The organism is Brucella cytisi, from assembly GCF_038433355.1.
GTDB classification, from domain to species: domain Bacteria; phylum Pseudomonadota; class Alphaproteobacteria; order Rhizobiales; family Rhizobiaceae; genus Brucella; species Brucella cytisi.
The window spans coordinates 1-15,489 of the sequence record NZ_JBCAUP010000042.1; the positions used below are offsets into that span (position 1 = coordinate 1).

The following is a 15,489-nucleotide window of genomic DNA, read 5'->3' on the forward strand; positions in this document are numbered from 1 at the left end:
GCCGCCGGCGTTTTAACGACGCATCGGTGGCCCAGGACATCTTCGACCATATCGTCGAACAGGCGATTGGCCATGGGCTGGTCGACGGGACGGTGCTCTATACCGACTCGACCCATCTGAAGGCCAATGCCAACAAGGGCAAGTATGATCTGGCCATGATCGAGAAGTCGCGCGCCGACTATTGGGCCGCTCTCGACAGGGCGATCGAGGCCGAGCGGGCGCTGCACGGCCAGAAGCCATTGAAGGAAAAAGAGCACGCGCCGCAGGTGACGGAGACCAAGGTCAGCCGCACCGATCCTGACAGCGGCTACATGGTGCGCGACGGCAAGCCGAAGGGCTTCTTCTATCTCGACCATCGCACGGTGGACGGCCGGCTTGCCATCATCACCGATACCCATGTCACCCCGGCAAACGTCCATGACAGCATCGTCTACCTGGGGCGGCTTGACCGGCAGCGTGAGCGCTTCGGCTTTGCTGTCGGTGCCGTCGGGCTCGATGCCGGCTATACCACATCCGGCATCGCCAGGGGACTGGAGGAGCGCGCCATCCTCGGTGTCACCGGCTATCGCAATCCAACACCGCCCAAACCCGGCATGATGCGCAAGTCGAAATTCGTCTACGACGGCGCGGTTGACGGCTACCGCTGCCCTGAAGGCCAACTCCTGACTTATGCCACCACCGACCGCAACGGCTATCGCCACTATCGCTCCGACCCGGCCATCTGCGGCGACTGCCCGCTTCTCGCCTCCTGCACCAGCAACGCCAGGGCGGAACGCACCATCACCCGCCATGTGTGGGCCGATGCCCGCGAGCGCACCGACACCCACCGCCTCACGCCTTGGGGCAAGGCCATCTACAAACGACGCAAGGAGACGGTGGAGCGTTCCTTTGCCGATGCCAAGCAGTTGCATGGACATCGCTATGCCAGGTTCCGTGGCCTCATCAAGGTCAAATGGCAATGCCTGCTGGCCGCGAGTGCCCAGAACATCAAGAAGATCGCAATGGCGCTCACCAAAGGGCCAAAACCGGCCATCGCGTGAGCTGGATACACCCTTCTCGATCGGCGTCAAAACTCCGCCGCCGAAAACAGCATAGTCCCAAGAACAAAACCCGCCGAAAATATCGACGGGTTTGTCAGTGGTCTGAAGGCGGTCTCAGACCGCCTTGTTCTTTTACATGTTTACATAAACAGGTCCCTCGCCGCCTTGTGGCGGCACCCAGTTGATGTTCTGGTTCGGGTCCTTGATGTCGCAAGTCTTGCAGTGCACACAGTTCTGAGCGTTGATGACAAACCGCACGTCCTTTGCCTGCGGATCGGCAGCAGAGTTGCCGTCGGCATCCACCCATTCATAGACACCCGCAGGGCAGTAACGTGTCGACGGACCGGCAAAGACGTCGTGTTCGGAGATCTGCTGCAATTTCATATCACGGACCTGAAGATGCACAGGTTCGTTCTCGTCATGGTTCGTATTCGACAGGAACACCGACGACAGACGATCGAACGTCAGAACGCCATCCGGTTTCGGATATTCGATCTTCGCGTGTTTCGCGGCTGGCTCAAGCGACTGTGCATCGGTCCTGCCATGCTTCAGCGTTCCAAAGATGGAGAAACCGAAAAGCTGGTTGGTCCACATATCGAGACCACCGAGCGCCACACCAGCAATCGTGCCGAATTTCGACCACAGCGGCTTGACATTACGCACACGCTTCAGATCCGTTCCGATCAGGCTCGAACGCCAATTGTTCTCGATCTCGACCGGCTCGTCATTGGCGCGTCCTGCGGCAATTGCCTCGGCGATCTTGTCGGCAGCGAGAATGCCGGAAAGAACCGCATTGTGGCTGCCCTTGATGCGCGGCACGTTGACCAGACCAGCCGAGCAGCCGATGAGTGCTCCGCCGGGAAATGAGAGCTTCGGCACCGACTGGAAACCACCTTCGGTAATCGCACGCGCGCCATAGGAAAGACGCTTGCCACCCTCGAAGACATCCTTGATGGCCGGATGCGTCTTGAAACGCTGGAACTCTTCAAAGGGCGACAGATACGGGTTCTTGTAGTTGAGGTGGAGCACGAAACCGACCGCAACCATATTGTCCTCGAGATGATAGAGGAACGAGCCGCCGCCGGTCTTCATGTCGAGCGGCCAGCCGAAGGAGTGCTGAACCAGGCCCGGCTTGTGCCTGGAAGGATCGACCTGCCACAACTCCTTGAGCCCGATACCGTATTTCGCCGGTTCGCGGCCCTCATCAAGCTTGAACTTCGAGATCAGCTGCTTGGCAAGCGAACCCCGCGCGCCTTCGCCGACCAGCGTATATTTGCCGAGCAGCGCCATGCCGCGCGTATAATTCGGACCATGCGTCCCGTCGCGTTCGACGCCCATATCGCCAGTCGCGACGCCGATGACCGCGCCTTCGTCATTGTAGAGCACTTCGGTTGCTGCAAAGCCCGGATAGATTTCCACGCCGAGTTCTTCGGCCTTTGTGCCGAGCCAGCGGCAGACATTGCCGAGAGACACGATATAATTGCCATGATTGCTCATCAAAGGCGGCATGGCGAAATTCGGCAGGCGCACGGAACCTGCAGGCCCCAGAACAAGGAAATGATCGGCAGTAACCGGCGTCTTGAAGGGGTGCCCCTCTTCCTCGCGCCAGCTCGGAAGAAGCTGGTCGATGCCCACCGGATCAACGACAGCACCAGAAAGAATATGCGCGCCGACTTCCCCGCCCTTTTCGAGGACGACGACGGACAGTTCGGGATTCGCCTGTTTCAAACGGATGGCCGCAGCAAGACCTGCAGGGCCTGCGCCGACGATCACAACGTCGAATTCCATGCTCTCGCGTTCGGGAAGCTCCTGGTTAGCATATTCTGGGGCTTCAGACATTCATCCCTCCGTCCGGTGTAACATCGTCTTCTCACTAAGGTAGCCCAGACGACGCATCCAATTGTTTTTGTGCATGATCTTATCGCGAATATCCATTAACCGACGCTTGTCAGCACTGGTGGCGCACGAAAAGACCTGCCGTTTCCCCGTATTCCGCTTTACCCTGTCGCAGAGTTGGAGACTGTCGCAAATGCGTCCAATTGTCCAAAACAGGCGTCCTACGTCCTCAAGTTTATTTACCTTAACGTAAACGTCAAATTAATTCCGTTCAAGAAGCCGCGATGAAGATTTGTTTGTGACGGCGGAAGGAGCATAGCTTCATGGCATATCATGAGCATAAGAGAGCCATAGCTGGCCTAGCTTGGATACGGTGTGAAATCGGATATGAATTGTCACTAACCGTCGAAACACGCCATAAATCCCAATCGGCTCTTGCATTCACTTGAAAAGTTCGCCACCTCAGAGTTGAGGTACTATAATGGCTGATGATCGCGAAACGCTGGATATTGATGGTTTGCTCCGCTTCTATGCGGATGCAGGCGTTGACATGCCGCTTTCCGACACGCCGATAGATCGCTTTGCAGAGCCTCAGCGCCCGGCTCCTTCGCAGCCAGCCGCGCAAATATCAAATGCGCCTGAGCGTGGCCGTCAGCAACAACCGCGCCCTGCCCCAACCCCCGCTCCCACAAGCAGGCCTGTTCAAGCCGCAGCCGACCTTCCCGATACGGCACAGATTGCGCTCGCACGCGAGGCGGCTGCACAGGCTTCGACGCTGGAGGAATTGCGGGAGAAACTCGCTGCATTCGACGGCTGCAACTTGAAATTCACGGCGAAGAATCTTTGTTTCGCCGATGGCGATCCATCATCCGACATCATGTTCATCGGCGAAGCGCCCGGACGGGATGAGGATATGGAAGGATTACCGTTTGTCGGAAAATCCGGCCAGCTTCTCAATCGCATGATCGAATCCATCGGGCTGAAGCGAGAAGGCGTTTACATCGCCAACACGATCCCGTGGCGTCCACCTGGCAACCGCACGCCGACGCCACTTGAGACGGAACTCTGTCGGCCATTCATTGAGCGACAGATCGAGCTTGCTGCGCCGAAAATTCTGGTTGCACTTGGCGGTCCTGCGGGCAAGGCACTCACTGGCGCGACGGAAGGCATCCTTCGCCTGCGCGGCAACTGGAAAGTTCACCGGATGCCCTCCGGACTCGAAATTCCCGTCATGCCGACCCTGCATCCGGCATATCTTCTCAGGACGCCCGCGCAAAAGCGTTTTGCATGGCGCGATTTTCTGGCAGTGAAGCTGAAATTGGCCGAATTGATTAGTTGAATTCTTTTTAGTTCAGTGGCATCGGCAGGCGGCGCAGGCGGCATTGTCACCAACATGCCGCAAACTTGTTCTATTTCGCCGCTTGCCAAACCGCCTTTCGGCGACAAGTAGCCCTAAATTCAGTTTCCCCATGGGATTTCACTGTGGAGTTTTTCATGGCTGGCCAGCTCCTGCCCATAGCCGCTTTGCTTGCAAGCACCTTTCTGATGCTGCTCGCCGGTGGCCTTGCGGGTATTCTTTTGCCACTGCGCGGTGGCATGGAAGGCTGGTCGACCACAACCATCGGCTGGATGGGTACGAGCTATTCCCTCGCCTTCACGATCGGCTGTATCGTGGTGCCCCATCTGGTGCGGCGCGTCGGGCATGTGCGCGTCTTCTCTTCACTGGCGACACTGCTTTCGATGGCACTGCTTTTCCACGCACTGGTCGTCAATCCCGTTGCATGGATGATCTTCCGTGGCGTCGCGGGTTTTTCGCTCGCAGGCAGCTACATGATTATCGAAAGCTGGCTGAATGAGCGCGTAACCAATGAATCACGCGGCCGCATCTTTTCGATCTATATGATCATCACCATGCTGGGCCTACTGTGCGGGCAGTACATTCTGCCGTTCGGCGATGCGGGAACGCAGACGCTCTTCATCATTTGCGCCATCATCTATGCAAGTGCACTGCTTCCAACCGCCCTCTCAAGCGCGCAGTCACCCAATCCACTGACGCAGGTTTCGCTCGATTTGAAGGGACTTTACCGGCGATCGCCTGCTGCGGCTGTCGGCTCGCTGATTGCAGGTATCGTTGCAGGCACCTGGAACTTTCTCGCCGCTATTTACGGCGAGATGAACGGCCTTTCGACCTTCGGCATCGCCACAATGCTTGCCTGCGCCATGGTCGGCGGCGCTATCTTCCAGTACCCGCTCGGACGGGGATCGGACTTCGTTGATCGTCGCTATGTCATGGTGATCGCCGGTGTCATCGGCTTTGCCTTGTCGATGGTGATGGTACTGTTCCACCCCACCTCACCTTATGCGCTTTACGCCATGATGTTTCTGTTCGGTTCGGTGATTTATCCGATCTACAGCCTCAACGTCGCTCACGCCAATGACTATGCGGATGCTAGCGAATTCGTGAAGGTCTCCGGTGGATTGCTGATTATCTACGGCGTTGGCAGTGTCATCGGACCAGCCCTTTCCGGCCCGCTGATGGATCTGATCGGTGCATCCGGCTTCTTCGTAACCATGGCTATCGCCTACGGCTTATACGGCCTGCATGCCTTCTGGCGTATCCGTCGCTTCGAGCGCCCGGCCATCAGTGATCAGAAGACCGAATACAAGTTCCATACGCCGGACGGCCAGTCCACGCCGGAAACCATGCAGCTCGATCCCCGTGCGGAAGGCACACCCGGTCAAAGCTAGAGTATCGGTTTTGATCAAGTGGGTTTTGGCGTCCGTTTTCTGTTGTTTTCAGCAGAGCGTTTGCGAGCACGGCGAGCTTTCGCATGATGGCAGTTATGGCGACGTTTGACGCTTTTCCAGCGACCTTGATGTCCGGGGTGAACCGGCACGCAACGAGAGCTGTCACCCAGGCCGGCGCTTCTTAATCTCACCAAGAAGCACGAAAATCATAAGACAAGCATGTCTCCCGAAAGTGGGAACCAGTTTCGGGATAAAGATATGCGCAAAACGAACAGATAGAGCATTTCCGAATATTCATGCGAGACAGGAAATGCTCTAATCTACTGTGTCTGCGGTGCATTGATCTTGTGGGGCGAAATGGAAAGCTTGTGCTCGCGATAAATGATGAAACCGCCTGCCGCCATGACGATGGCACTGCCAGCCAGCATTTCGAAGGTCGGAATGTCACCGAATAGCAGAACCCCGATAGCAAGCCCCAGCAGCATCGACGTGTATTCGAAGGGCGCAATCGTCGACATCGGCGCATGACGATAGCATTCGGTCAGAAGGATCTGGCCGACACCTCCCGCAAAACCGGCTCCTACCAGCATGGCAAGCTGCGACCAGTTCGGCACGATCCAGCCGAACGGAAAGCTTGCCAAAGAGATGACACTCGCGGACATGGAAAAGTAGATCACAATGGTCGAGGTACGTTCCGTCTGCACGAGGCGACGTACAAGCATCATCGCCACCGCAGACAAGAGAGCCGCACCAAGAGCAGCAAACGCACCCATGGCCTCGTCATGCCCAATGCCACCACCGGAAAATACCGTCAGCCGCGGCCAGATGATGACCACCACCCCACCAAGCCCGATAAGCACTGCACTCCAGCGGTACAACCGTACAACTTCATGCAGGATGACCGCACCGAGGATGACGGTAATCAACGGCGAGGCGTAATTGATCGCGATCGCTTCAGGCAGCGGTAATTTGGTGAGAGCGAAAAAGCTCATCGACATGGAACAGACGCCCACCAGCCCGCGCCAGAAATGGCTGAAACCGTTCTGGGTACGGAACACGCCTGAAAGCTGCCCACGCCACCCTAGATAGAGCAATATCGCGAAGATTGCGAAGAAAGAGCGGAAGAAGATCAACTGTCCGACCGGCACACCCTCAGCTGCTTTCAGCAAGGTGGACATAGCGACAAAAACGGCGACGGAAGCGATTTTGAGACCGATGCCGAGCATCGGGTTCGTTTCAAGATGGGCAGCCTCGACAGGCGCGCTCGTGTGAGCGTTCACAACGCAAATCCTTAAAGCATGAAGCGCAGGTTAGCCCGAAGTATTCGAGCACCTGTTTTCCTTATTCCTGTTTGTGACACAGCGCCAGTAGCACGAAGATCCGGCTGAAAATTATTTGGCAAAGCGCCTGTCGTTTGTTTTGTTGCATTATCCAACGCAAAACCGGTTCGCACTTTTGCCGGAAATGCGCCAGCCACAAAAGGCCAGTTGGTTATTCAGGAATTGAGTTTCCCTTGGCAGCAATTTTAGGTACGAATCCAGCATCGTGAGTTCAACGAGAGTTCAGGGAGAGAGTTTCGCTATGCGTACTGAAACCGGCCAGACATTCCGTCTCGAAGATTACCGTCCGACCCCTTACGCCATACCCGAGACGAAACTGGACTTCTCCCTGGAACCGGAAAAAACCATCGTCCGTGCGACGCTGACGATTGAGCGTCGCGATGACACTGCAGCCGGTACGCCCCTGGTACTCAATGGTGACGAACTGAAACTCGTCAGCATAGCCATCGACGGCAAGCAACTCGCCGACAACAGCTATGTCGCAACGCCCGACCAGCTCGAAATCAGCGACCTGCCGGAAGGCAAGCACTTTACGCTTGAAGTCGTGACGGAAATCAATCCAACCACCAATCGCCAGCTGTCCGGCCTCTATCGTTCAAGCAGCGTTTACTGCACGCAGTGCGAGGCAGAAGGCTTCCGCCGTATTACCTATTATTATGACCGCCCGGATGTGTTGTCGGTCTATACGGTGCGGGTTGAAGCCAACGAGCAGGCAGCTCCCATTCTCCTTTCAAACGGCAACCCCGCTGACAGTGGATCGGTCGAAGGTAAAGCAGACCGGCACTTCGCAATATGGCACGATCCGCACCCAAAACCGTCCTATCTCTTTGCACTCGTTGCCGGGTCGCTGGGCGTCGTAAAGGATCACTTCACCACGCAGTCCGGACGGCCTGTCGATCTGGCGATCTATGTTGAACATGGCAAGGAAAGCCGCGCACTCTACGCAATGGATGCATTGAAACGATCCATGCGCTGGGACGAGGAGAAGTTCGGGCGCGAATATGATCTGGATGTCTTCAACATCGTTGCCGTTTCCGATTTCAACATGGGCGCGATGGAGAACAAGGGGCTCAACGTCTTCAACGACAAATATGTGCTGGCAGACCCTGAAACCGCTACCGACGTTGACTATGCGGGCATCGAGGCGGTGATCGCACATGAATATTTCCATAACTGGACCGGCAACCGCATCACCTGCCGCGACTGGTTTCAGCTTTGCCTCAAGGAGGGCCTGACGGTCTATCGCGACCACGAATTTTCCGCCGATGAACGCTCGCGCCCGGTGAAGCGCATCGCCGAGGTGAAAATTCTCAAAGCGCAGCAGTTCCCGGAAGATGCCGGGCCGCTCGCTCACCCGGTACGCCCGCGCGAATATCGCGAGATCAACAATTTCTACACGGCAACCGTCTATGAAAAGGGTTCGGAAGTCGTGCGCATGATCCGCACGATCATAGGGCCTGAACTGTTCCGTAAGGGTATGGACCTCTATTTCGAGCGCCATGACGGGGAGGCCGCGACCATCGAGGATTTCGTAAAGGTCTTTGCCGATGTTTCCGGCCAGGACTTTTCACAATTCGCGCTCTGGTACGATCAGGCAGGAACGCCGAAAGTGGAAGCTGCTTTCTCCTACGATGCTGCGAAGGAAACCTTCTCGATTGAACTGGCACAGTCGCTGGGAGCGACGCCCGGACAATCCGTCAAGAAACCGATGCATATCCCGGTTACCTACGGTCTTATTGGGTCAGACGGCAGGGATATGGTTCCAACATCCGTCGAAGGTGGGGACGTGCGCGGCGACGTCATTCATCTGCATCGCCCGTCTGAAACGATCATCTTTCATGGCATCAAGGAACGTCCTGTTCCATCGCTGTTGCGCGGGTTCTCGGCTCCCGTAAATCTGTCAGCACCTCTATCGGACGATGATCGCGCATTCCTGGCCTTGAATGACAGCGATCCGGTCGCCCGCTGGCAGGCATTGACCGGTATTTTCAACCAGGCTCTGCTCGAAGGCGCCAAACGTATTCGCGGCGGCCATGCTCCGGCGATTGACGACAAAATTATCGAACTTGCCGGAAACATTGCCTCCGACGAAACGCTTGATCCCGCTTTCCGCGCTCTGTGTCTGACGCTACCGAGCGAAAGCGACATCGCACGCGAAATGGGTAGCAATGTCGATCCGGATGCTATCCTCTCCAGCCGAAACGATTTCGTGGATGCCATTGCCACCCGTTATGCCAGTGACTTCGCAAAGCTCTACGATGCCCTGAAACAGGATGGCGCGTTCTCGCCGGATGCGGGTGCGGCAGGCAAGCGTGCTTTGCGGAACGTGCTTCTCGATTATCTGAGCCGCCATGAGAAAAGTCAGCAAAGGGCCGCCCGCCAGTTCGCCAATGCGGATAATATGACAGACCGCTTCACGGCATTGGCCGTGCTGGCGCACCGCTTTGGTGATACGAACGAGGCAAAGGACGCACTGGCAAGTTTCGAACGCCAGTTCGGCAAGGATGGTCTTGTGATGGACAAGTGGTTCAGCGTGCAGGCGAGCCGTCCTGGCAACGAAGCCTTGCAGGCTGTGCGCGATCTGACGAAACACGCACTCTTCTCGCTCGACAATCCGAACCGCGTCCGCTCGGTGATTGGTTCGTTCTCGGCATCAAATCCAACTGGTTTCAACCGCAAGGATGGTTCGGCCTACGAGTTCTTTGCAGATACGATCCTGTCCATCGATCCGGAAAATCCACAGCTGGCAGCGCGGCTTCTAACGGCGCTTCGCTCCTGGCGTTCGCTTGAAGATACCCGCCGTGAGCATGCAAGGGCAGCGCTGGCGCGTATTTCGGGCGCGGGCAAACTGTCGACCGACCTGCGCGATATCGTGGACCGTACTCTCGCCTGATTCGCGACCTATCCTGATCATCCTGATGATTCGCTCGTTCCGGCTGCTTAACCAGCGATCGGAGCGAGCCATTTCGAACTGGTGAACGCAAAGGCGCCGGACAGTCAGCTTTAGTGAATCTTTTCATGCCGTTAGGCGAATCAGATCCAATATCGATTCCACTTAAGAGATTGAGATTCATGAAGAAATCGACTGATGAAAACCCCGATTTTTACGTCTCGTTAACGAATTCGCTGGACAGCGCGAATCACTTTTGATTCATTGATGACATTCGGAGGTGGCGTATTCCGAATCACTTCACTCGCAGGGAATTCACGAGGGACCATTATATGGCGAGCACCGACGCGTATGGCGCGCCGGCGGGGACGCATTGCGAATCCAGTCGGAAAAGAAGGAAGGGCAAGCTTTCGGGCCATGTCAGCCTTCTTGCTGGTCCGGCCTATGGCAAGTTCATCTCAATCGAGCCTATCCTTCGACGCCTCGTTCCTGCACTCATCATCATTTTCCTGATTATTCTCGGCATAGCGCGCGTCTTCTCGATGCTGGCATGGCGGGAGGATATCGAGCAGCAGCATAAGGCATTTCTGTCAGCGGCGACCGTCAATCTTGCACAGATGATCGAACGTGTTGCCAACGGCACCGATGCCGGAGCGCAGATCGCGGCCAAGGATATTCAGGACACGATGGCAGAATTTCGTTCGCGTGGACTGTCCTCATCCGGCATGACGCTTGCCGTCATCGATCCGCAGTCTTCCGTCGTGGCAATATCCGGCCCGATATCCGATCTGCCCGGCAAGCCGGTCGATACAATCCTTGCAGAAGCGCAGCCGTTATTCCTGTTTGCGGAACGTGCAGGCGTGCTGAAAGTCATGCTGCATGGTGAACCTGCTTTCGGTGCCTTGTCCAAGCCGATGACCCTGCCCTATTCCGTTATCGCCGTTGAACCGGAAAGCGCCATCTTTGCCGAATGGCGCCGGGCTGTATCGCTCAATATAACGCTCTTCGCGGGCACAACCGGCGTCATGTTCGCCATTCTCTACGCCTATTTCAGCCAAGCCGCGCGGGCCCGTGAAGCCGACGATCTTTCCGGCCAAATCCAGCGCCGTATCGATCTGGCGCTGGGGCGCGGTCGCTGCGGTCTGTGGGATTGGGACATGGCACGCGGTCGCATTTACTGGTCGCGATCCATGTATGAGATGCTGGGCTACGAGGCGCAAGATGCAGTGCTGCCCTTCGGCGATGTGGCTGCAATCATCAATACGGAAGATGGCGACCTCTATTCCATCGCCGAACAAGCAGCCGCGGGCGATATCTCGCACGTTGATCGCGTCTTCCGCATGCGCCATGCTGATGGTTCATGGGTGTGGATGCGTGTCCGCGCGGAAATTGCCAGCGAAGGCGACCTTCATCTGGTCGGCATTGCCTTCGACGTCAGCGAACAGCACCGGTTTGCGCAGCAGACGGCAGAAGCCGACATGCGCATCCGCGAAGCTATCGAGAATATTTCGGAAGCTTTCATCCTTTGGGATTCCAACAATCGACTCGTCATGGCGAATTCCAAGTTCAGTGAATATGCTGGCCTTCCAGTCTGGACGCTGAAACCCGGTGTGCCGCGCAACGAAGTCGACGCCCATACTCGCCCGTTCACGTTCGAGCGCCGCATGGCTAACGAACATAATCGCGCCGGTGGCCAGACCTTCGAACGCCAGCTCAGCGACGGACGCTGGCTCCAGGTCAACGAACGCCGCACACAGGACGGCGGCCTCGTTTCAATCGGTACAGACATTACCCAGCTCAAACTGCATCAGGAACGTCTGGTCGACAGCGAACGTCGCCTGATGGCGACCATTCACGACCTGTCGATTGCACGCAAAGGCGAACGCGACCGTGTGCGTGAGCTGTCCGAACTTGCCCGCAAATACGGTCAGGAAAAGGAACGCGCCGAGGCCGCAAACCGCGCCAAGTCTGAGTTCCTCGCCAATATGTCCCATGAGCTGCGCACGCCGCTCAATGCAATCATCGGTTTCTCGGAAATGATCCAGGCCGGCACGTTCGGTCCGCTCGGCTCCGACCGTTATGAGGAATACATCAACGACATTCATACAAGCGGCAACTTCCTGCTCAACGTCATCAATGACATTCTCGACATGTCGAAGATCGAGGCCGGTCATTTCTCACTCGACCGCGAGGAGATCGATCTCTGCCCGCTTATCAATGAAACAGTACGCATGATTTCGCTGCAGACGGATGAGAAGAATATTGCGGTTAATACGCGCATTGAAGAAGCAATGCAGCTTTATGCCGACCGGCGCGCAATCAAGCAGGTGCTGATCAACCTTCTCTCCAATGCCGTGAAGTTCACATCCTATGGCGGGCAGATCACCGTGCGGGCGCGCAAGACCGGCTCGGCCCTATTCATGACGATTCAGGATACCGGCGTCGGCATCCCGAAATCGGCCATCAAGAAGATCGGACAGCCCTTCGAACAGGTGGAGAACCAGTTCACCAAGACCCATACCGGTTCAGGCCTCGGACTGGCCATCACCCGTTCACTTGCCGAACTTCATGGCGGCTGGCTTCGCATTCGCTCGACCGAAGGCGTTGGCACGGTGGTCTCGGTCTGCATCCCTGATCGCAAGCCAAGCCATATCGGCAATCGTACTGCGGAAATCCACGCCGCCTGATCACCTACCCAAAAGCTTCTCGAAACTCGACCGCACGTCAACGGCGACTTCTGCCAGATGATGCTCAACACGTTTTATGTCAGGCATGTCCGCCGCGCGGCATAGCAGGTCGATCATGCCGGGTATGAATTCTTCACGTTTGGCATCGCCTCCAAGACACAGACGGATCGTCTGGCTTAGATTCGTATAAAGACGATGTGCGCTGACAAGATTATCGGCGAGCGCCGGATCAGCAAAGGACGGGTCGAGGGCTGACAGGATTTCTTCTGTACCCAAGGGGCGCGGCTTTCGGGCGAGCTTGGTTGCCAGCACGGCAAACTGGGCAATGAATTCCAGATCGACAATGCCGCCGGGCTTCAGCTTGAAATCCCAGTCATCGGCAGGCGGCTTTTCCCGATAGATGAGGTCGCGCATCTCGCGCACATCCTTGGCGGTTTTCTTCAAGTCACGACTCGTTGAAAGAACCTCGTCGATCTCACCTCTAATGTGATCCATAAAGGCCTCGTCGCCATGGATCGGGCGCGCGCGTGTCAGGGCCATATGTTCCCATGTCCATGCTTCGCTGCGCTGATATTTGCCGAAGGATTCGATATGGGTGGCAACCGGTCCCTTGTTGCCGGAAGGGCGCAGCCGCATATCGACTTCGTAAAGTACGCCTTCCGCAGTTGGCGCGGAAAGTGCCGCAATGAGCCGCTGGGTCAGGCGAATATAATATTGCGACGGAGCCAGTGGCTTTTCGCCATCGGATTCGTCCGTCTCCTTGTCGTGATCATAAAGCAGAATCAGATCGACATCGGAGCCAGCAGTAAGTTCGCGACTGCCAAGCTTGCCCATAGCGAGAAGAGCGACCTTCGCGCCCTTAACCTTGCCGTGGCGTCGCTCCAGTTCAGCTTCGACAACCTCGAATGCCTTTCCGATCATCAATTCGGCCAGATCGGAGAAGGCACGACCGGCGCGCACACCATCAATGGAGCTCGTCAGCAAACGGATACCGATCAGGAAGCGATGTTCGGCAGCGAAGATGCGCAGCCGGTCCAGCACTTCCTCGTAATCGGTTGCAGGTCCCAGAAACACGCGGAGGCGCTCTTCCAGATAGGCGCGCGTCGGCATTTCCGAGAAAATCGCTGGATCAAGCAAGCCGTCGAAAACATGCGGGTTGCGGGTGATGATTTCGGCAAGCCGGGGTGCGGCGCTCATGATCATCACGAGGAGGCTCAGGAGACGGGGATTGGATTGCAACAGGCTGAAAAGCTGGATGCCTGCGGGCAAGCCCTTTAGAAAGCCATCGAAACGCAAGAGCGCTTCATCAGCACGCTTGGTTTCAGCAAAAGCCTTGAGCAGAGCGGGCGTAAGTTCGGTCAGACGCTCACGCGCTTCGGCAGATTGCGTGGCGCGATAACGCCCGAAATGCCACGTGCGGATCACGCGGCATATATCGCTCGGGCGCTCATAGCCCATGGCTGCGAGCGTCTCTAGCGTGCCCGGATCATCCACATCGCCAGTAAAGACCAGATTGCCCGATGAGCTTCCAAGCTCGGGAGCCTGCTCGAACAGGGCCGCATAGTGCTTTTCGACGACCTTGAGCGCATCGAGAAAAACATCTGAAAAGGCCGCCGGATCGGCGTAACCCATCATATGAGCAACACGCGCAAAGCCTTCATCGTCTTCCGGTAGAATATGCGTCTGCTCATCGGCAATCATCTGGATGCGATGCTCGACGTCGCGGAGGAAATAGTATTCCTTGGCCAAGGCATCGCGCGCCTTCTCGGTGATCCAGCCCCGCTCTGCCAGTCGTGCAAGCATCGGCACAGTCTGATTGCCGCGCAATTCGGGAAAGCGGCCGCCAGCGATGAGCTGCTGCGTCTGGACGAAGAATTCGATTTCACGGATGCCGCCGCGTCCCAGCTTCACATTGTGGCCGCGCACAGCAATATCGCCGTGCCCCTTATGGGCGTGAATCTGGCGCTTGATCGAATGCACGTCAGCAATGGCTGCATAGTCAAGATATTTGCGCCAGACATAGGGGGAAAGCTCCGCCAGCACCTGTTTTCCGGATTCGCGATCCCCGGCGACGGGCCGGGCCTTGATCATGGCTGCGCGTTCCCAGTTCTGGCCGCGCCCTTCGTAATAATGAAGTGCTGCACCGACAGGAATGGCCAGCGGCGTGGAACCGGGGTCGGGGCGCAGGCGAAGATCGACGCGGAAGACATAACCATCGCCGGTACGGTCCTGCAGGATGCGGACAAGTCGGCGCGTCAGCCGTGAAAAAGTTTCGACGCATTCATATGGATCGCCGATGGCGGGTCTGGTTTCATCGATGAAGACGATAAGATCAATATCAGACGAATAGTTGAGTTCACGCGCACCGAACTTGCCCATGCCGAGAACAATCCAGCCACTGTCCCTGTCGGGCTGGTTTCGGTCAGGAAGTTTGATCTTGCCCGCACTATCTGCATCAAGCAGCAGAAATCGGACGGCAGCGCCGGTGCAGGACTCAGCCAGACCGGTGAGCCAGTCTGTCGTTGCTTCCGTATTGAAAATGCCAGCGAGATCGCAAAGCGCGATCAGGACATGCGCCTCGCGTTTCAGAACACGCAGGCTGGTCATGAGGGAGGCTTCCGTCACGTCTGCACTTGCGGCACTGGCCGAGATTTCCGCCAGAATATCCTCTAGTGCAGCCTCCGGCGATTTGGCGACGAAGCGATCAAGAATACGCGGATGACGGATCAGTGCTTCACGAATGAATGGAGAAAGATCGAGAACGGCGGAGACGAACCTTATAGCTTCTGCCTTTTGCAACAAGACTACGACGCCCGAAAGCTCCTCTTCGCCGGCGCGTACCACAAGATCGGCCAAGAAGGTCTCTGCCTTTGTGGGATCAAGCGGCGTCAAAGCACGAATCTGTCTCTCGAAGAATAGTGCCGTTGCGTTTTCTGCCGCCATGATCC

8 protein-coding genes are annotated in these 15,489 nt (G+C 56.8%); 5 read left to right on the forward strand and 3 right to left on the reverse strand.

All coding sequences use genetic code 11. The annotated features are described in order from the left end of the window. On the forward strand, nucleotides 1–1,040 hold a 1,040-nt coding region (locus tag AAE521_RS25390; RefSeq protein WP_342061706.1), incomplete at its 5' end, for an IS1182 family transposase. 132 nt (nucleotides 1,041–1,172) lie between these two features. Here the strand turns inward: AAE521_RS25390 and AAE521_RS25395 are convergent. After that, on the reverse strand, nucleotides 1,173–2,879 hold the full coding sequence (locus tag AAE521_RS25395; RefSeq protein WP_342062876.1) for an electron transfer flavoprotein-ubiquinone oxidoreductase: 1,707 nt from the start codon (nucleotides 2,877–2,879) through the stop codon (nucleotides 1,173–1,175). 478 nt (nucleotides 2,880–3,357) lie between these two features. Between AAE521_RS25395 and AAE521_RS25400 the strand changes: the two genes are divergently transcribed. After that, nucleotides 3,358–4,215: a uracil-DNA glycosylase gene (locus tag AAE521_RS25400; RefSeq protein WP_342062877.1), complete on the forward strand. Its 858-nt coding sequence runs from the start codon at nucleotides 3,358–3,360 to the stop codon at nucleotides 4,213–4,215. A 155-nt stretch (nucleotides 4,216–4,370) separates the two neighbouring features. Then, on the forward strand, nucleotides 4,371–5,624 hold the full coding sequence (locus tag AAE521_RS25405; RefSeq protein WP_071631475.1) for an MFS transporter: 1,254 nt from the start codon (nucleotides 4,371–4,373) through the stop codon (nucleotides 5,622–5,624). Between the two features lie 320 nt (nucleotides 5,625–5,944). On the opposite strand, the gene AAE521_RS25410 is transcribed toward AAE521_RS25405, so the two are convergent. Next, on the reverse strand, nucleotides 5,945–6,904 hold the full coding sequence (locus AAE521_RS25410) for a DMT family transporter (RefSeq protein ID WP_342062878.1): 960 nt from the start codon (nucleotides 6,902–6,904) through the stop codon (nucleotides 5,945–5,947). A gap of 301 nt (nucleotides 6,905–7,205) precedes the next feature. Here AAE521_RS25410 and pepN point away from each other — a divergent pair, with 301 nt between their 5' ends. Continuing rightward, nucleotides 7,206–9,857, forward strand: coding sequence for an aminopeptidase N (gene pepN, locus AAE521_RS25415; RefSeq protein WP_342062879.1), 2,652 nt, complete (start codon nucleotides 7,206–7,208; stop codon nucleotides 9,855–9,857). Between the two features lie 329 nt (nucleotides 9,858–10,186). Beyond that, nucleotides 10,187–12,541, forward strand: a complete 2,355-nt coding sequence (locus tag AAE521_RS25420) for a PAS domain-containing sensor histidine kinase (protein WP_342062880.1) — start codon at nucleotides 10,187–10,189, stop codon at nucleotides 12,539–12,541. On the opposite strand, the gene AAE521_RS25425 is transcribed toward AAE521_RS25420, so the two are convergent. Beyond that, entirely contained in the window at nucleotides 12,542–15,484 is a 2,943-nt protein-coding gene (locus tag AAE521_RS25425; protein WP_342062881.1) for a bifunctional [glutamine synthetase] adenylyltransferase/[glutamine synthetase]-adenylyl-L-tyrosine phosphorylase, read from the reverse strand. Between the last annotated feature and the right edge of the window lie 5 nt (nucleotides 15,485–15,489).

Bases quoted from the DNA above. Each gene is read 5' to 3' on its own strand.
- AAE521_RS25395 (WP_342062876.1), bottom strand. From the start codon at position 2,879: ATGTCTGAAGCCCCAGAATATGCTAACCAGGAGCTTCCCGAACGCGAG.
- AAE521_RS25400 (WP_342062877.1), top strand. From the start codon at position 3,358: ATGGCTGATGATCGCGAAACGCTGGATATTGATGGTTTGCTCCGCTTC.
- AAE521_RS25405 (WP_071631475.1), top strand. From the start codon at position 4,371: ATGGCTGGCCAGCTCCTGCCCATAGCCGCTTTGCTTGCAAGCACCTTT.
- pepN (WP_342062879.1), top strand. From the start codon at position 7,206: ATGCGTACTGAAACCGGCCAGACATTCCGTCTCGAAGATTACCGTCCG.
- AAE521_RS25420 (WP_342062880.1), top strand. From the start codon at position 10,187: ATGGCGAGCACCGACGCGTATGGCGCGCCGGCGGGGACGCATTGCGAA.
- AAE521_RS25425 (WP_342062881.1), bottom strand. From the start codon at position 15,484: ATGGCGGCAGAAAACGCAACGGCACTATTCTTCGAGAGACAGATTCGT.